Below are 16,629 nucleotides of genomic sequence, written 5' to 3' on the forward strand. Positions count from 1 at the left end.
GATCAGGCCGACACCGACTCGGCGTCGGCGGCAGCTGCAGCCTCCTGCTCGGCGATGACACCGGGCACGCGGCGCAGCTTCTTCATCGGGCCGAGCTCGCCCTCGTAGACCTTCTTGACACCGTCGCCGAGCGCGGACTCGATGATGCGGATGTCGCGGACCAGGCGGTCCAGACCCTGCGGCTCCACCGAGGCGGCCTGGTCGGAGCCCCAGTTCGCGCGGTCCAGGGTGATGTGGCGCTCGACGAAGACCGCGCCCAGGGCGACCGCCGCGAGGGTGGTCTGCAGGCCGATCTCGTGGCCGGAGTAGCCGACGGGCACGTTCGGGAACTCACGCTGCAGCGTGTTGATCATCCGCAGGTTGAGCTCCTCGTGCTTCGCCGGGTAGGTCGACGTGGCGTGGCACAGGATGATGTTGTCGCTGCCGAGGACCTCCACCGCGTGGCGGATCTGCTTCGGCGTGGACATGCCCGTGGAGAGGATGACGGTCTTGCCGGTGGCGCGCAGCGCGCGCAGCAGCTCGTCGTCGGTCAGCGAGGCCGAGGCGACCTTGTGGACGCGGACGTTCTCGAACTTCTCCAGGAACTCGACCGAGGGGACGTCCCACGGGGAGGCGAACCAGTCGATGCCCTTGCTGACGCAGTACTCGTCGATGGCGCGGTACTGCTCCTCGCCGAACTCCACCTTGTGACGGTACTCGATGTAGGTCATCCGGCCCCAGGGGGTGTCCCGCTCGATCTCCCACTGGTCGCGGGGGGTGCAGATCTCCGGGGTGCGCTTCTGGAACTTCACACCGTCGGCGCCGGCCTCGACGGCCGCGTCGATCAGGGCGAAGGCGTCCTCGAGGGAGCCGTTGTGGTTGATGCCGATCTCGCCGGTGACGTAGACGGGCTGGCCGGGGCCGACCAGGCGGTCGCCGATCGGACGAAGGCGGGCGGGGGTGGTGGTCACTGGGAGAGTTCCCTTCGGGAAAGTGAGGGGCCGAGGATCCACGAGGCGACCTCGCGGATCGCGCCGCGCCCTCCGGGCGTTGCGGTGATGGAGCGGGCCGCGTCCTTGACCACGTCGTGCGCGTTGGCGACGGCGGTCGGCCAGCCGACGAGCGCGAAGCAGCCGAGGTCATTGACGTCGTTGCCGACGTAAAGGACCCGCTCTGGGGCGATACCTTGCTCCTCGCACCACTGCTTCAGTGCGAGGTCCTTGCGGTCGATGCCATGGAGCACGGGGACCTTGAGCTTGCGGGCCCGTGCGGCGACGACCGGGTTGGTCTCCGTGGACAGGATCAGGACCGGAAGTCCGTTGTCGCGCAGGGCGGCGATCCCGAGCCCGTCACCACGGTGCACCGTGACGGTCTCGCGTCCCTCGGAGTCGACCAGCACCGTGTCGTCGGTCTGGGTGCCGTCGAAGTCGAGTACGACCGCGTCGATGTCGTCGCGGGTCGGCAGGGCGGCCGGTGCCGCGGACTCGTCGGTCCTGTCGGCGGAGCCGGTCGCGGGGTCGAGCAGCGGGGCCAGGGCACGGGCGCGGGACAGGTCGTCCGGCTCGTCGATCTCCAGCACCCGGGCGGGGTCGGTGCGCACCAGCGCGGTGTGGCCGAAGAACCGGTGCTTGGCCTCGCGGAAGCCCTCGACGCGCATCGCGTAGGCGGCGCCGGTCTCCAGGAGGTCCTGCGGGCGGTCCTGCCGGCGCGGGCGGTGCGCCTTGTCGTGGTTGACACCGTACCCGCCGGTGGTGGTGGCCAGGGCGGTACGGGCCTCGCCGGTGAGGGAGGCGGCGCCCACCGTACCCCCCGCGGCGGCCGCGGCGCCCATCTCGTCTGCGGCGTCGCGCCAGATGAAACCGTGGAACGGCGCGACGGTCACGGCCGTGTCGGCGCCGTCCTCGACGACCGCCGCGGCGACCCCGTTGACGTCCTCGACGGAGATGAACGGGCTGGTGCACTGCACGAGCAGCACGACGTCCGCGCCGACCCCGGACATCGCCTGGTAGGCGTCCATGGCGTGCAGCACCGCCGCCTCGCTGGTCGCGGTGTCACCGGCGATGGCCGCCGGGCGCAGCACGACCTCGGCGCCGGCGGCGCGGGCCGCGTCGGCGATCTCCGGGTCGTCGGTGGAGACGACCACGTCGGTGATCAACTCGGCCTCGCGGCAGGCGCGCACGGCGCGGGCGACCAGCGGCACGCCGCCGACGGGGGCGAGGTTCTTGCCGGGTACGCCCTTCGAGCCGCCGCGGGCGGGAATGACGGCCAACACCGTTGGCATGGGGGCTCCTTGCGATTTGAGGGGACTCACAGCTGGCCCCATCGGCGGATCACGGGCGCGACGCGCTGGACGCCCTGCCGGTAGGCGGTGCGCGCGGAGTTGCGCGCGAAATCGCGTACGGCGCGGCGCAGCGCGCTCGGCTCGGCGGGCTCCACGGCGGCGCCGGGCAGCGGCTCGCCCTTCGGGTCCAGGCTGTGCCGGGCGAGGACCCCGGGGAGGTAACCGGGCGCGGTGGCGGTGGTGTAGTACGGCGCGAGCGCAGGCAGTTCCGTCGCGGCGGCGAGCGCGGTGACGCGCTCACGCACCGTGCGGAACGGGTCGCCGTCCGAGGCGATGCCCTGGGCGCGAGCCCACGAGGGGCTCACGCGGGGCACCTGGCCCGCGTCGATGTGGTCCCACGAGGCGTAGGCGCCGGACCCCAGGAAATGGTGGTTGCCCAGCGACTCGCGAATGCCGAGATCGGTGAGGATCGCGGTCGGGATACCGCGGTGCATGGACTCCAGCGCGGCCGTGGAACTGACCGTGACCAGCAGGTCCGTGTGGTCCAGGACCTCGCCCATGTGCCCGTAGACGAGCTTGAGGTTCTTGGGCGGGTCCAGCCGGGCCACCAGCTTCTGGTACGGCTGTTCCTCGATGTGCGTGGTGTGCTCACCGGGCTTGCTGCGCAGCTTGACCAGCACCTCGCGGTCCGGGTGGAAGCGGGCGTGGTCCACCGCGCGGCGCAGCAGGTACAGGCGGTCCTTGCGACTGTCCGGGACGGACGGCTGGACCGCGAAGACGACGGTGAAGGGCCGGTCCGTCGAGGGCTCGTACGCGGCGCCCTCCAGGAACGGCAGCGCGGTCTCCACGATGGAGCCGGTGTTCGCCCCGACGCCCTCGTACACCGCGCGGAAGCGGTCGGCGTCGTGCGCGCTGTTCGCCAGGACCGCGTCGGCGCCGGAGCGCAGCAACAGGCCGTCGGCGAGCTTCTCGTAGACCACGCCGACGTAGCCGGTGACGACCACGGGCCGGCGGGGGGTGCCTTCCCAGGCGCGGGCCAGGCCGTGCAGCATGGCCTGGACCGTGCCGCCCACGCAGGACAGCACGACCACGTCCGCGGTGTCGCGGCTGGTCGTGGCCAGGAACTCGGCGGCGGTGACCTCGCGCATGGAGTCCGCGGGGATACCGACCTCGGCGAGCTGGCGCTCGGTCGGCGTCGCACGCCCGCGGAGCAGGCGGGCGTCGAGCCGCGCCTCGGGGGCGATACGGCGGGCCGTCAGCGCACCCCATTTCCATCGGGTGTCCGAGTCGGCGAGGACGGTGACCCTGATCGGGTCGGCGGTACTTGCTGGCACGCCGCAAAGCTAGGAATAGATTCCTAGCGAGCGCCCAACGCCACGCCAACGGACGGTTAACAACACGCCGCCGGATGAAGAACCGGCACGCCAGGCTGACGCGTTCACAAACCCGACACTCCACGTTCACCAAAGAGCCTGCGTCGTGTCAGCGCGCGAGGCGCCTGGGGCCATAGGGTGCGCCCCGTGAGTAAGCTTTCCGTCATCGTCCCGTTCTACAACGTGCAGGCATTTGCTCCTGACATGTTGAGAAGTCTCCGTGCGAACGCTCGGCCGGATTTCGAATTCATTCTGGTGAACGACTGCGCCACGGATGAGACGCCGAAAATCCTCGAACGCGCCCTGCCGGACCTCCCCGGGGCGAGACTGATCTCGCACGAGCAGAACGGCGGCCTCGCCACCGCCCGCAACACGGGCATCGACGCCGCCAAGGGCGAGTACGTGACCTTCCTCGACGGTGACGACTGGCTGGCCGAGGGCTACCTGCCCCAGCTGCTGGACTCCATCGAGACCCTGGGCACCGACTTCGTCCGCACCGACCACGTCGTCGTCCACGGCCGCAAGCGCACCGTCGCCCGTGTCCCGCACGGCCGCCGCGGGGTCTCGCTGGACCCCCGCGGGGCGATCCTGCCGGCCGACCGCACGACCTCGGTGGACTACCCGTACGCCTGGGCCGGGATCTACCACCGCCGGCTCGTCGACGCCGGGCTGCTGCACTTCCCCGACGGGCTGCGCACCGCCGAGGACCGGCCGTGGATCTGGCGGCTGCACCGCGAGGCGAAGAGCTTCGCCGTCGTCGGCCTGCTGGGGGTCTTCTACCGGCGCGGGGTGGCCACCTCGCTGACGCAGATCGGCGACGTCCGGCAGCTGGACTTCATCCGCTCCTTCGACCAGGTGCTCGCCGAGACGGCGACGGACCCGGAGGCGGACCGCTTCCTGCCCAAGGCCGTGCGCACCTACTGCGCGGTGATCTCGCACCACCTCGGGGCCATGGGCCGCTACGAGCCCCAGGTGGCCCGTAAGCTGAAGACCATGAGCGCCGCCGCCCTGAGGCAGATGCCCCAGGACCTCCTCGCCGAGGCTCTGGACTCGATGGACATGGAGCGCAGCCTGCGCCTGCGCAGGCTGCTGCGCCGGCGGATCGGCGGCGGGGCGGTGGCCGCGTAATGGGCCGTACCCAGGTCTTCCTGGCGGGCGGCCTCACCGGCGTGGCCGCCCTGGCCGCCGCGCTGGACGCGGGGTTGTTCACCCCGGCCGACCGGCGACTGCTGCTGATCAGCAACAACGCCCCGGTCCCGGAGATCTCGCCCGCCGCCGACGCGATGGCGGGCTTCGAGGCGCTGCGCGGCCGCTTCGACCGCGTGCTGTCGTGGAACGAGGCGATCGCCCCGCTGCACCCGCGCGGCTGGTCGCCGCGTCCGGACGACGTGCCGATGTGGGAACGCCATCTGCGGCGGCTGTGGGACCTCGGCGACGACGAGCTGGAGCTGGTCGTCGAGTCGCTGCACGTCGACCCGGCGCTCGCCCTGGTCAACGTCTTCACCGGCGCTCCGGTCGTGGCGTACGCGGACGGGCTCACGGCCTACGGCCCGAGCCCCAACAAGCTGGAGCCGCTGGTCACCACGCGTGTCGGCCGGCTGCTGCACCTGGGGCTCGTGCCGGGACTGCGCCCGCTGATGCTGTCGGAGTACGGCGTGCCGGAGGAGGTCGTCCCGGCCGAGGCGTTCACCAAGGTGCTCGCGGAGGTCGCCACGGCCGCGGAGCTCACCGCGGACGGCGACACGCCGCCGAAAGGCGGCGCCCTCCTGCTCGGCCAGCACCTGTCCGCGCTGGAGATCCTCAGCGACCGGCAGGAAGAGGAGCTCCACGTGCGCATGCTGCGCGGGGCCGTCGCCGCCGGGCACCGCACGATCGTCTTCAAGCCCCACCCGACGGCTCCCGCGCACCGGGCGGGGCAGTTGGAGCGCGAGGCGGCGGAGCTGGGCGCCGAACTGCGTGTGGCCGATCCGGCGCAGCCCGCCGAGGTGCTCTTCCAGAGCCTCCGCCCCGAACTGGTCGTCGGATGCTTCTCCACGGCGCTGTTCACCGCGTACGCGCTCTACGGGCTGCCGGTCGCCCGGACCGGCACCGGGACGGTGCTGGAGCGTTTGACGGTCTACGCCGACAGCACCCGCGTTCCCGTCACCATCGCCGACCGCCTGCTGCCCGACCTGGCCGACGGCACCGCGGCGACCGGCTGGACCCCGCCGGCCGCCGACCGCGTCGCCACCGAGCTCGCGCCACTGCTGCGCGCCGTCGCCTTCTGCATGCAGCCGCAGATGTACGCGTCCCTGCGCGACGAGACCGCCGCCTACCTGTCGAACCGGCTCAACGCCGGCAGCCGGCGCTACTTCACGCGGCGCCGGCTCTCCAGGCTCGCCCTCCCCGGCGGGGTGCCGGCCCAGCTGGCCTTCCTGCCGAACAATCCGGCGGTGCGCCGGGCGGCCCGCCGGCTGCGTCACGTGGCACGCCGCGGCTGACCCGGCGGACGGGGCGCCCCGTCCGCCGGGTCAGCCGCGGGCCGGTCCCGAAACGGGCCTCGTAGTTGCCGAGCATCTCCTCGGTCACCGCTCCCAGCAGCGGGTACCCGGAGTCGAGTTGCTCCCCGCGCTCGTCGGGGTCGGGCCAGGTGCCGCGGCACGGTGCCGACGCGGCCCTGCTCGGCAGCTACGCGCAGGAGCGGCTGCCGGTCGCCGCCGACGTCCTGGGCATGAGCACCCACCGGCACCGCAGCACCGTCGCCCGGGGCAACCGGACGAGCCAACGCAGCTCGGCGGTCCGTCAGCCGGGGGTCGGTTACCGCGGGGGCCCGCGCACCGCCGAGATCCGCGGCGGCCTGCCCGACACGGCGCTGCGGGCCGGCGACCGCGCCCCGGACGCACCGCTCGCCGTGCTGCCGGGGTTCGCCCGCGCCCACCGGGCGTAAGGCGGCGGCCTGTTCGTCGTCCGTCCGGACGGCCGGGTGCGACCGGCGGCGGACGACCCGCGGCGGGTGGGCGCGTACCTGGCCCGCTTCGGCGGCCGACCGGGCGGCAGAGGACGTAGGAAGACGTCAGAGGACGTCGGTGGGGACGTAGGTGCCCCAGACCTCGCGCAACGCGCCGCAGACCTCGCCGACCGTGGCCCGGGCGCGCAGCGCGTCCTTCATCGGATACAGCACGCCCCCCTCGCCCGTCCCGCCCTCCGCGGCCCTGCGCAGCGCGCCCAGCGCCGCCGTGACGGCCCGCCGGTCCCGCCGGGCGCGCAGGGTCGTGAGCCGCTCCACCTGCGCGGCCTCGATCGCCGGGTCGACGCGCAGCGGCCGGTACGGCTCCTCCTCGTCGAGCCGGAAGCGGTTCACCCCGACGACGACCCGCTCACCGGAGTCCGTCTCGCGCGCGATCCGGTAGGCGTTCCGCTCGATCTCCGACTTCTGGAAGCCGCGTTCGATGGCACCGACCGCGCCGCCCATGTCCTCGACCCTGCGCATCAGGTCCACCGCCGCCGCCTCGACCTCGTCGGTCATCGTCTCGACCACGTAGGAGCCGGCGAACGGGTCCACCGTCGCCGTCACGTCGGTCTCGTACGCCAGCACCTGCTGGGTGCGCAGCGCGAGCCGGGCCGACTTCTCGGTGGGCAGCGCGATGGCCTCGTCGAAGGCGTTGGTGTGCAGCGACTGCGTGCCGCCCAGTACCGCCGCCAGGCCCTGGACGGCGACCCGCACCAGGTTCACCTCCGGCTGCTGCGCGGTGAGCTGCACGCCCGCCGTCTGCGTGTGGAAGCGCAGCATCTGCGACCTGGGGTCGCGCGCGCCGAACTCCTCGCGCATCACGCGGGCCCAGATCCGGCGCGCGGCACGGAACTTGGCGACCTCCTCCAGGAGCGTCGTCCGCGACACGAAGAAGAACGACAGCCGGGGCGCGAAGTCGTCCACGTCCATGCCGGCGGCGAGAGCGGTGCGGACGTACGCGATGCCGTCCGCCAGGGTGAAGGCGATCTCCTGCGCGGGCGAGGCCCCGGCCTCGGCCATGTGGTAGCCGGAGATGGAGATCGTGTTCCAGCGCGGGACCTCGGCGCGGCAGTATCGGAACAGGTCCGCCACCAGCCGCAGCGAGGGCGCGGGCGGGAAGATCCAGGTCCCGCGGGCGATGTACTCCTTGAGCACGTCGTTCTGGATCGTGCCGGTGAGCCGGTCGGCGGGGACCCCCTGCTCCTCGCCGACCAGTTGGTACATCAGCAGCAGCAGGGCGGCGGGAGCGTTGATGGTCATCGACGTGGAGACCTCGCCGAGCGGGATGCCGCCGAACAGCACGCCCATGTCCTCGACCGAGTCGATCGCCACCCCGACCCTGCCGACCTCGCCGTGCGCGATCGGGGCGTCGCTGTCGTGGCCCATCTGCGTGGGCAGGTCGAAGGCGACGGACAGGCCGGTCGTGCCGTGGGCGATCAGCTGCCGGTAGCGGGCGTTGGACTCCGCGGCGGTGCCGAAGCCGGCGTACTGGCGCATCGTCCAGGGGCGGGTGGTGTACATCGTCGGGTGGACGCCGCGGGTGTACGGGTACCCGCCGGGCTCGCCGAGCCTCTCCGCCGGGTTCCAGCCGTCCAGTGCGGCGGGGCCGTAGACCGGCTCGATCGGCAGACCGGATTCGGACTCGCGTGCCATGCGTCATCCTCCAGGGACTCGCCCCCTGGTCCCAGTGTGCGGCGATGTCCCGGGATGTTGGCGCAACTACATGCCGGGGAAATCAGTCCAAGGGGGTACCGGTTCTCACAGGGGGATGTCATGGCACTCATATCGATCGCCCGATCACGCGCGGCCGCGGCGGCCGCTGCCCTTCTCACCGCGGCGCTGCTGGCCGGCTGCACCGCCCACGCCACCGAGCCCGCGGCCGCCGGCGGCGAGGACAGCCCGCGCCCGGCCGCCACGCCGAGTGCGAGCACCGGCACCTCGTCGGCCCCGACCCCGAGTGCCACCCCGAGCACCCCCCCGACGACCGCGAAGCCGAGCCCGTCCGGCACACCGAAGGCCCCGCACACCGCGCGCCCCGCGGTGGTCGTGGCACCCGGCAGCAACAGCGCCACGGTGCGCGAACTCCAGGCCCGCCTGCGGCAGCTCGGCCTCTTCGACCGGGCCCCCACCGGCTACTACGGCAGCGTCACCAAGGCCGCGGTCCGCACCTTCCAGGGCAAGCACGGCCTGGCCGCCTCCGGCACGGTCACCAAGTCCACCTGGACCACGCTCCGTTCCCTCACCCGGCAGCCCACCCGCGCCGCGATGTACCCGCCGACCGCCAACCCGGTGGGCGAGCTGGACCCGCGCTGCCTGCACGGCCGCGTCCTGTGTGTCAGCAAGACCAGCCGCACCCTGGCCTGGGTGATCGACGGCAGGGTCGTCTCGGCGATGGACGTCCGCTTCGGCTCGCAGTACACGCCCACCCGCGAGGGCACCTTCAGCGTGTTCGCCAAGAGCCGCCACCACGTCTCGACGATCTACCACACGTCCATGCCGTACGCGATGTTCTTCAGCGGCGGCCAAGCGGTGCACTACTCCCCCGACTTCGCGGCGCGCGGCTACGCGGGCGCGTCCCACGGCTGCGTCAACGTACGGGACGTCAACAAGATCTCGGCGCTCTTCGACCAGGTCCGGATCGGCGACAAGGTCGTCGTCCACTGGTGACCGGCTACCGGGGATCCCCGGCGAGCAGGGCGTCCAGCGCGCGCCCGAACACCCGTCGGCCGGCCCACGCCGTGGGCCGGCCGAACGCCTTGGGCAGCCCGCGCACCCGCAGGTCCTCGCGCCACACGATCCGCGACCCGGGCCCCGGGTCGCGCGGCCACACCTCGATCTCGGCCCAGCCCAGCACCACCGCGCCCCGCTTCTCCAGCCGGCACCGGCCGGGCCCGCCGCCGGCGTCCGGCGGCTCCCAGCGCACGATCTCCATCGGATCGGCGAAGGACAGCGGGCCGACACCGGTCCGGGCGGTGAAGCCCGCGTCGCCGTCGCGGACGACCGTGGTCAGCGGGACGTGGGCGGCGTGCCGTTCCCAGTCGGTGACCCGTCGCCAGGCCTCGGCGGGTGACAGGGACGACTCGCGCTCGACATGAAAGGTCGTGGTCACGACGGCCAATCTAGGTCTCCGGCCGCCGACGGGAGGGGACGCGGGCAGGGCGGGGGGAAAGCGCCCCGCCCACGTCCCTCGTTGGGGGGCCCGATACGGGGAGACCGGGCTGCCCCTCGACCGATGACCAGTCGGTCTACTGGTTAAAGCGCCCAGGGGGCCGAAAGTGTCACTCTCCGAGCGGCCGGGAGCGGTGGCGGCCGGACGGTGTCACTGGCCGCCGGGGCGGGCCGGCCGCCGCTCACCGGGGCGGTGGTGCGCGCCGGAACGGTTCTTCCCGTTCCCGCCTCCCACGTGGTGCCGCCGGCCGGGGCCGTCGTCCTTGGCGCCGTCCTTGGCGCTGTCCCTGGCGCCGTCCTTGGCGCCGTCCCTGGCGCCGTCCTTGTTCGCCTCGCCGCCGCGCCGGACGTGCGTCGCGAGCACCGTGGCGCAGTAGCGCCGCACCGCGGGCTGGCCGCCGCCGCCCGCCGCCTTGCGCAGCTGCTTCCAGATCTGCTCGTCGGTCTTCCCGCGACGCCAGCCGGCCGCCGCATAGGCACGGCACAGCGCCGTGGGCCCGATCGCCTCGCCGCGGTGCGGCGCGGCGGCCCGCGAAGCCCCGGGCGCACCCGGGACGACGCCGGCGCCCGGCACGGTGCCCGCGGGGAGACCGCGTGAGGACCGCGAGGGCACGGGCTCGCCCGGTGAGACCGCCGGGGTGGCCGGGCGGGTCCCGCCCGTCGCCTGTGGAGCCGCGCCCTGGGTGTGCACCGGGGCGGGCGCCTCGTCCGCACCCCTCAGCAGTACCGGCAACACGCCCGCCGCGGCGGCGAGGGCGACCCCGGCGACCGCCGCGGTGGCCAGCAGGGTGCCGCTGAAGGCCCTGGCGGTCCGGCTCTCGGGCCCGTCGGGGCGCCAGTCGCCCGCGACACGACCGCCGTCCCCTGCCTCGCGGCCGCCGGCGACGGACGGCAGTTCCGGCCCGCCGTCCCGCGCGTCCCGGAACGCGGCGAGGGCCTCCTCCTCGCGGGCCGGGTCGACCGTCGCGGGTGCGGCGGCCGCGGCCAGCATCCGGGCGAGGGCGACGGCACGCGGGTCCGTCCGTGCGGCGCCGGCGGTGCCGTTCCCCGCCGCCCCGCGCAACAGCCTTTCGGCGGTGGTGTCGTCGAGCCAGTCCTGTCCCTTGTTATCGCTCATCTCATGTCCTCAAGCGTTCGAGACGCCGAAAACGTCACACTTGACGACCCGTCGTCGGATTCCAGCAGCTCAGCGAGGCGCCGCAGGCCGCGGCTGGTGGCCATGCGCACCGCCCCGGGCCGCTTGCCCACCACCGCGGCGGCGGCGCGGGAGTCCAGCCCCATCACGACGCGCAGCAGGACCGCCTCGGCCTGGTCCCGGGGAAGGGCCGCGATCGCGGCCAGCGCGGCACCGGTGCCCACCGCGGCGACCGCCTCCTCGGCGGTGTCGGAGCGACCTGGCCGGTCGAGCAGTTCCTCCACCCCCGCGGCGGTCAGCGGGCGGCGGCCCACGGCCCGCAGGTGGTCCAGCGCGCGGTTGCGGGCGATGCGCGCCGCCCAGCCGCGCAGCGCGTCCCCGTCGCCGTGGAACGACGACAGGTCCCGGGCGATCTGCAACCACGCCTCCGATGCCACGTCCTCGGCGTCCCCCACGCCGACCAGCGAGCGTACGTACTGCAGCAGTTGCGGTTGCACCGCTCGGTACACGAACCGGAAGCCGTCCTCGTCCCCTTCTTGCGCCGCGCGTACCGCGGTCGCCAAATCCACGTTCGAGCCTCCCCCTTGGAATCGCGCACCATACTGCCCCATGACACGCGTCCCGACAGGCCCTGGGGGGCGGCTACTCACGGGTCACAAAGCGCGCGAAAGCAGCGGGGATCCCTCCGGCGCGCCGGTGGCCCCGAGGGGTGTGACACTTTCGGCCCGCGGGACGCTGAACAAGACAGAAGCGGCCGAAGACGCTCCTGTGGGGGGAGGCGGACTTCGGCCGCTTCACCTGGGACGGTGACCGCCGGGCCGGTCCACCCGTGAGGCCGGAGCCGCGAATTCCCGCCAGCTTCGTCCCGGCCGGCCCGGATCCCGCGGCTTCCGGCATGCGGACGCCTGGGGCGACCCGTGCCGGGCGCCGATGCGCCGCCGGTGGGGTACGGGAGGGCCGCCGGGCACCATCGGCCCGCGCCGCGGCCGGTCGGACCGCCTCGACGTGCCTGCCGGCACCCGTCCGGTGGAACGGAGCACCAGCAGAATCGTGCGGGTGCCGTGGCAGGCCCCGGCGTCGGTGCCGGCGCGCGGTCACACGATCGGCAGCGCCCGTCCTCTCGTACGACTCGGGTTCACTGCTACTCCGTTCGGGTGAAAGTGGCAGGGCGATGTCCCCGGCTCCGACCCGCCGGTCGCGTACGGCGGTCGCTACGGCGCACACCGCCGCGCGCTTCGCCCGCATACGCCACATGATCCGACGTTCGCCCCGAAGGGCGCATCCCGCCGTACGAGGTCACCGTGGACGTGCACTTTCGTTCCCGTACGGGTGAAATTCGCGCATCCGTCGTACAGGGCCGAACATACGCCGATACGGTGGCGCTCACGCGCCGTCCACTCCCACGGACGCCCCACGCGTCACCGTCAGTTCCGTCGTCCCCCGCATGACCCGCGGCGCCGCGCAGTCCCCCCACCCCGCAGTCCCCCCGCAGTTCCAGGAGAGCACCGCTGACCAGCGACACTCCGTCCGCCCAGCCGACGACACCGCCGCTGCTCCCGCCGCAGTCCCGCGGCGCCGAGCGCGCGGCCCGGCCGTCCCGTCCGGGACCGCCCCCCGGGCGCCCGCGCGGCGGCCTGGACGGCTTCAACGACGCCCCGCCCGCGGTTGCCGAGGCCGCCCTGCTGGGCTGCTGCGGCAGCCTGCGCTGGGCCCGCCGGGTCGCCGCCCACCGTCCCTACCCGGACGTGGACGCGCTGCTCGCCGCCGCCGACGAGGCCGCTTACGACCTGTCCCCCGCCGACCTGGCCGAAGCCCTCGCGGGCGAGGCCGCGGGCGCCCCGCCGGACATCGCGCCCACCCGCGGCAGCCTCGCCGCGCACACCGCGCTGCGGGCCGCCCAGGCCGCCTACGAGGCCCGCTTCGGCCATGTCTTCGTCGTCAGCCTGGACGGGGTCGACCCCGACGAGACCCTCGGCCAGCTGCTCGCCTCGCTGCGCCGCCGCCTGGGCCACGACCCCGACGAGGAACGCGTGGTCGCCGCCGAGGAGCTGCGCCGGGTGACCCGCACCCGGCTGGCCCGCCTCGCCCGCGGGGACGACCCGGCGGGACAAGGGGTTCCCGGTGGATACACCCACCCGTGCGGGATCGATCACACCTGACGGACCCGGCAGGACGTAGCCGACAGGCCGTCGCTACGATGGCCAGGGCCGGAGGACCGTACCCGGCCGGGCCCGACCGACCAAACGAAGCCGGCAGGCCCCTCACCGCTCCCGGAGGGTTTTTTCCGTGCCGGCTGGAACGTTGTACCGCGGCCGGGAAGGCATGTGGTCATGGGTGGCTCATCGCGTCACCGGTGTCCTCATCTTCTTCTTCCTGTTCGTCCATGTCCTCGACACCGCACTGGTGCGGGTCTCCCCCGAGGACTACGACAAGGTCGTCGACACCTACAAGCAGCCCATCGTCAGCCTTCTCGAATACGGGCTGGTCGCCGCTGTCCTCTTCCACGCTCTGAACGGCCTGCGCGTCATCGCCGTCGACTTCTGGTCCAAGGGCCCGAAGTACCAGAAGCAGATGCTGTGGTCGGTCGTCGGAATCTGGGTCGTCCTGATGATCGGGGCGATCTACCCCGTCCTCGGTCACGCCGCTCGAGTGCTGTTCGGGAGCTGAGTCCATTCATGTCCGCAACCGACCACGTGGAGCTCAGCTCCTCCAGCGCCGCCTACGGCCCTGACAACCCGGCTCCCTTCATCGAGGCGCCGCGCGCCCGTTCGAAGCGCACGCCGCGCGCCACCCGGACCAACTTCGAGCTGTACGGCTGGCTGTTCATGCGCCTGTCCGGCATCGTGCTCGTGGTCCTGGTCCTCGGCCACCTGCTGATCCAGCTCGTCCTCGACGGCGGCGTGACCAAGGTCGGCTTCGCCTTCGTGGCCGGCCGCTGGGCGTCCCCCTTCTGGCAGACCTGGGACCTGATCATGCTGTGGCTGGCCATGCTGCACGGCGGCAACGGCCTGCGCACCGTGATCAACGACTACGCCGAGCGGGACAACACCCGGTTCTGGTTGAAGATGCTGCTGTACACGGCGACGGCGTTCACCATTCTCCTCGGCACGCTGGTGATCTTCACCTTCGATCCGAACATCCGCTAGCCAGGGCTGGACAGGGAAGCGACCCCCCATGCAGATCCACAAGTACGACACCGTCATCGTCGGCGCGGGCGGCGCCGGCATGCGCGCCGCCATCGAGGCGACGAAGCGCAGCCGCACCGCCGTGCTGACGAAGCTCTACCCCACCCGCTCCCACACCGGCGCGGCCCAGGGCGGCATGGCCGCCGCCCTCGCCAACGTCGAGGAGGACAACTGGGAGTGGCACACCTTCGACACGATCAAGGGCGGTGACTACCTGGTCGACCAGGACGCCGCCGAGATCCTGGCGAAGGAGGCCATCGACGCGGTCCTCGACCTCGAGAAGATGGGCCTGCCCTTCAACCGCACGCCCGAGGGCCGGATCGACCAGCGCCGCTTCGGCGGGCACTCCCGCAACCACGGCGAGGCCCCGGTCCGCCGCGCGTGCTACGCGGCCGACCGCACCGGTCACATGATCCTCCAGACGCTGTACCAGAACTGCGTCAAGGAGGGCGTGGAGTTCTTCAACGAGTTCTACGTCCTGGACCAGCTGCTGGTCGAGGAGGACGGCGTCAAGAAGTCCGCCGGCGTGGTCGCCTACGAGCTGGCCACCGGCGAGATCCACGTCTTCCAGGCGAAGTCGGTCGTCTATGCCTCCGGCGGCACCGGCAAGTTCTTCAAGGTCACCTCCAACGCGCACACCCTCACCGGTGACGGCCAGGCCGCCGTCTACCGCCGCGGTCTGCCGCTGGAGGACATGGAGTTCTTCCAGTTCCACCCGACGGGCATCTGGCGCATGGGCATCCTGCTGACGGAGGGCGCCCGCGGTGAGGGCGGCATCCTCCGCAACAAGGACGGCGAGCGCTTCATGGAGAAGTACGCGCCGGTCATGAAGGACCTCGCCTCGCGCGACGTCGTCTCCCGCGCGATCTACACCGAGATCCGGGAGGGCCGCGGCTGCGGTCCCGAGGGCGACCACGTCTACCTCGACCTCACCCACCTGCCCCCGGAGCAGCTGGACGCCAAGCTCCCGGACATCACGGAGTTCGCGCGCACCTACCTCGGCATCGAGCCCTACACGGACCCGATCCCGATCCAGCCCACCGCGCACTACGCCATGGGCGGCATCCCGACCAACGTCCAGGGCGAGGTCCTCGCGGACAACACCACCGTGGTCCCGGGCCTGTACGCCGCCGGCGAGGTCGCCTGCGTCTCCGTGCACGGCGCCAACCGCCTCGGCACCAACTCGCTGCTCGACATCAACGTCTTCGGGCGCCGCGCCGGCATCGCCGCCGCGGACTACTCGGCCACCGCCGACTACGTCGAGCTCCCCGAGAACCCGGCCGAGCTGGTCGAGAGCCAGGTCGAGACCCTGCGCGCCTCCACCGGCAACGAGCGGGTGGCGACGCTCCGCAAGGAGCTGCAGGAGACCATGGACGCCAACGTCATGGTCTTCCGCACCGAGCAGACCATCAAGACCGCGGTCGAGAAGATCGGCGAGCTGCGCGCGCGGTACAGGAACGTCTCGATCCAGGACAAGGGCCGGCGCTTCAACACCGACCTGCTGGAGGCCATCGAGCTGGGCAACCTGCTCGACCTCGCCGAGGTCATGGCGGTCTCCGCCCTGGCTCGCAAGGAGTCCCGCGGCGGTCACTACCGCGAGGACTACCCGAACCGCGACGACGTCAACTTCATGCGGCACACGATGGCGTACCGCGAAGTGGGTGCCAACGGCACCGAAGCGATCCGTCTCGACTACAAGCCGGTCGTGCAGACCCGCTACCAGCCCATGGAGCGTAAGTACTGATGAGCACCGCGACCCTCGACAAGGTCGAGGCCGAGGCCCAGGCCTCGCCCTACATCACCGTCACCTTCCGGATCCGCCGGTTCAACCCGGAGGTCTCCGCGGAGCCCACGTGGCAGGACTTCCAGCTCGAGATCGACCCCAAGGAGCGGGTCCTCGACGGCCTGCACAAGATCAAGTGGGACCTGGACGGCACGCTGACGTTCCGTCGGTCCTGCGCCCACGGCATCTGCGGCTCCGACGCCATGCGCATCAACGGCCGCAACCGCCTGGCCTGCAAGACCCTCATCAAGGACATCAACCCGGAGAAGCCCATCACGGTCGAGCCCATCAAGGGCCTGACGGTCCTGAAGGACCTGATCGTGGACATGGACCCGTTCTTCCAGGCCTACCGGGACGTGATGCCCTTCCTGATCACCAAGGGCAACGAGCCGACCCGCGAGCGCCTGCAGTCCCCCGAGGACCGCGCGCGCTTCGACGACACGACCAAGTGCATCCTGTGCGCCGCGTGCACGTCGTCCTGCCCGGTGTTCTGGAACGACGGCCAGTACTTCGGTCCGGCGGCCATCGTCAACGCGCACCGCTTCATCTTCGACTCGCGTGACGAGGCGGGCGAGCAGCGCCTCGAGGTGCTGAACGACAAGGACGGCGTGTGGCGCTGCCGCACCACGTTCAACTGCACCGACGCCTGCCCGCGCGGCATCGAGGTCACCAAGGCCATCCAGGAGGTGAAGCGCGCGCTCATCACGCGTCGCTTCTGATCCCGCCTCCCCAGGTC

At 72.4% G+C, this 16,629-nt stretch carries 16 protein-coding genes; 9 read left to right on the plus strand and 7 right to left on the minus strand.

Going from position 1 to position 16,629, the window contains the following annotated elements:
- Nucleotides 1-2: 2 nt before the first annotated feature.
- The 3 genes from ACIP98_RS26520 to ACIP98_RS26530 are packed head-to-tail and all read right to left on the minus strand — an operon-like array spanning nucleotide 3 to nucleotide 3,594.
- On the minus strand, nucleotides 3-950 hold the full coding sequence (locus tag ACIP98_RS26520) for an N-acetylneuraminate synthase family protein (RefSeq protein WP_319658641.1): 948 nt from the start codon (nucleotides 948-950) through the stop codon (nucleotides 3-5).
- On the minus strand, nucleotides 947-2,260 hold the full coding sequence (locus tag ACIP98_RS26525; protein WP_319658640.1) for an acylneuraminate cytidylyltransferase: 1,314 nt from the start codon (nucleotides 2,258-2,260) through the stop codon (nucleotides 947-949). The genes ACIP98_RS26520 and ACIP98_RS26525 overlap by 4 nt, the downstream gene beginning before the upstream one ends.
- 26 nt (nucleotides 2,261-2,286) lie before the next feature.
- A complete protein-coding gene (locus ACIP98_RS26530) occupies nucleotides 2,287-3,594 on the minus strand; it encodes a DUF6716 putative glycosyltransferase (RefSeq protein WP_319658639.1) in 1,308 nt (435 codons plus the stop codon).
- Between the two features lie 186 nt (nucleotides 3,595-3,780).
- Between ACIP98_RS26530 and ACIP98_RS26535 the strand changes: the two genes are divergently transcribed.
- The 3 genes from ACIP98_RS26535 to ACIP98_RS26545 all read left to right on the plus strand — a co-directional run bounded on the left by ACIP98_RS26535 (nucleotide 3,781) and on the right by ACIP98_RS26545 (nucleotide 6,559).
- Nucleotides 3,781-4,761, plus strand: a complete 981-nt coding sequence (locus ACIP98_RS26535; protein WP_319658638.1) for a glycosyltransferase family 2 protein — start codon at nucleotides 3,781-3,783, stop codon at nucleotides 4,759-4,761.
- Nucleotides 4,761-6,113, plus strand: a complete 1,353-nt coding sequence (locus ACIP98_RS26540; protein WP_401978268.1) for a polysialyltransferase family glycosyltransferase — start codon at nucleotides 4,761-4,763, stop codon at nucleotides 6,111-6,113. Before ACIP98_RS26535 ends, ACIP98_RS26540 begins: the two co-directional genes overlap by 1 nt.
- A 65-nt stretch (nucleotides 6,114-6,178) precedes the next feature.
- Nucleotides 6,179-6,559 (plus strand): hypothetical protein, encoded by a 381-nt coding sequence (locus tag ACIP98_RS26545; RefSeq protein ID WP_401978270.1) that lies wholly within the window; start codon nucleotides 6,179-6,181, stop codon nucleotides 6,557-6,559.
- A gap of 126 nt (nucleotides 6,560-6,685) precedes the next feature.
- Here ACIP98_RS26545 and ACIP98_RS26550 read toward each other — a convergent pair whose 3' ends face one another.
- Entirely contained in the window at nucleotides 6,686-8,275 is a 1,590-nt protein-coding gene (locus tag ACIP98_RS26550; RefSeq protein WP_401978272.1) for a methylmalonyl-CoA mutase, read from the minus strand.
- Nucleotides 8,276-8,395: 120 nt separating this feature from the next.
- Between ACIP98_RS26550 and ACIP98_RS26555 the strand changes: the two genes are divergently transcribed.
- Nucleotides 8,396-9,289 (plus strand): peptidoglycan-binding protein, encoded by an 894-nt coding sequence (locus tag ACIP98_RS26555; RefSeq protein ID WP_401978274.1) that lies wholly within the window; start codon nucleotides 8,396-8,398, stop codon nucleotides 9,287-9,289.
- Between the two features lie 4 nt (nucleotides 9,290-9,293).
- Here the strand turns inward: ACIP98_RS26555 and ACIP98_RS26560 are convergent, their stop codons facing one another.
- From ACIP98_RS26560 to ACIP98_RS26570, 3 genes are all read right to left on the minus strand, one after another.
- On the minus strand, nucleotides 9,294-9,731 hold the full coding sequence (locus tag ACIP98_RS26560) for an SRPBCC family protein (protein ID WP_319658634.1): 438 nt from the start codon (nucleotides 9,729-9,731) through the stop codon (nucleotides 9,294-9,296).
- A gap of 210 nt (nucleotides 9,732-9,941) precedes the next feature.
- Nucleotides 9,942-10,907, minus strand: coding sequence for a hypothetical protein (locus tag ACIP98_RS26565; RefSeq protein ID WP_401978277.1), 966 nt, complete (start codon nucleotides 10,905-10,907; stop codon nucleotides 9,942-9,944).
- The gene (locus ACIP98_RS26570; protein ID WP_401978280.1) at nucleotides 10,904-11,536 is read right to left on the minus strand and encodes an RNA polymerase sigma factor; all 633 of its coding nucleotides are present in this window, start codon (nucleotides 11,534-11,536) and stop codon (nucleotides 10,904-10,906) included. Before ACIP98_RS26570 ends, ACIP98_RS26565 begins: the two co-directional genes overlap by 4 nt.
- Before the next feature lie 1,071 nt (nucleotides 11,537-12,607).
- Between ACIP98_RS26570 and ACIP98_RS26575 the strand changes: the two genes are divergently transcribed.
- The 5 genes from ACIP98_RS26575 (at nucleotide 12,608) to ACIP98_RS26595 (ending at nucleotide 16,612) form a co-directional block, all read left to right on the plus strand.
- Nucleotides 12,608-13,084 (plus strand): 2-oxo-4-hydroxy-4-carboxy-5-ureidoimidazoline decarboxylase, encoded by a 477-nt coding sequence (locus ACIP98_RS26575; RefSeq protein ID WP_401978355.1) that lies wholly within the window; start codon nucleotides 12,608-12,610, stop codon nucleotides 13,082-13,084.
- 127 nt (nucleotides 13,085-13,211) lie between these two features.
- Nucleotides 13,212-13,592: a succinate dehydrogenase, cytochrome b556 subunit gene (sdhC, locus tag ACIP98_RS26580; protein ID WP_319658631.1), complete on the plus strand. Its 381-nt coding sequence runs from the start codon at nucleotides 13,212-13,214 to the stop codon at nucleotides 13,590-13,592.
- 8 nt (nucleotides 13,593-13,600) lie between these two features.
- A complete protein-coding gene (locus ACIP98_RS26585) occupies nucleotides 13,601-14,071 on the plus strand; it encodes a succinate dehydrogenase hydrophobic membrane anchor subunit (protein WP_319658630.1) in 471 nt (156 codons plus the stop codon).
- Between the two features lie 28 nt (nucleotides 14,072-14,099).
- A complete protein-coding gene (gene sdhA / locus ACIP98_RS26590; protein ID WP_319658628.1) occupies nucleotides 14,100-15,854 on the plus strand; it encodes a succinate dehydrogenase flavoprotein subunit in 1,755 nt (584 codons plus the stop codon).
- Nucleotides 15,854-16,612, plus strand: coding sequence for a succinate dehydrogenase iron-sulfur subunit (locus ACIP98_RS26595; RefSeq protein ID WP_319658627.1), 759 nt, complete (start codon nucleotides 15,854-15,856; stop codon nucleotides 16,610-16,612). The genes sdhA and ACIP98_RS26595 overlap by 1 nt, the downstream gene beginning before the upstream one ends.
- Nucleotides 16,613-16,629: the final 17 nt, after the last annotated feature.

The organism is Streptomyces sp. NPDC088354 (genome assembly GCF_044753585.1).
GTDB lineage: Bacteria > Actinomycetota > Actinomycetes > Streptomycetales > Streptomycetaceae > Actinacidiphila.

Bases quoted from the DNA above. Each gene is read 5' to 3' on its own strand.
- ACIP98_RS26525 (WP_319658640.1), bottom strand. From the start codon at position 2,260: ATGCCAACGGTGTTGGCCGTCATTCCCGCCCGCGGCGGCTCGAAGGGC.
- ACIP98_RS26540 (WP_401978268.1), top strand. From the start codon at position 4,761: ATGGGCCGTACCCAGGTCTTCCTGGCGGGCGGCCTCACCGGCGTGGCC.
- ACIP98_RS26550 (WP_401978272.1), bottom strand. From the start codon at position 8,275: ATGGCACGCGAGTCCGAATCCGGTCTGCCGATCGAGCCGGTCTACGGC.
- ACIP98_RS26555 (WP_401978274.1), top strand. From the start codon at position 8,396: ATGGCACTCATATCGATCGCCCGATCACGCGCGGCCGCGGCGGCCGCT.
- ACIP98_RS26565 (WP_401978277.1), bottom strand. From the start codon at position 10,907: ATGAGCGATAACAAGGGACAGGACTGGCTCGACGACACCACCGCCGAA.
- ACIP98_RS26570 (WP_401978280.1), bottom strand. From the start codon at position 11,536: ATGGGGCAGTATGGTGCGCGATTCCAAGGGGGAGGCTCGAACGTGGAT.
- ACIP98_RS26585 (WP_319658630.1), top strand. From the start codon at position 13,601: ATGTCCGCAACCGACCACGTGGAGCTCAGCTCCTCCAGCGCCGCCTAC.
- sdhA (WP_319658628.1), top strand. From the start codon at position 14,100: ATGCAGATCCACAAGTACGACACCGTCATCGTCGGCGCGGGCGGCGCC.
- ACIP98_RS26595 (WP_319658627.1), top strand. From the start codon at position 15,854: ATGAGCACCGCGACCCTCGACAAGGTCGAGGCCGAGGCCCAGGCCTCG.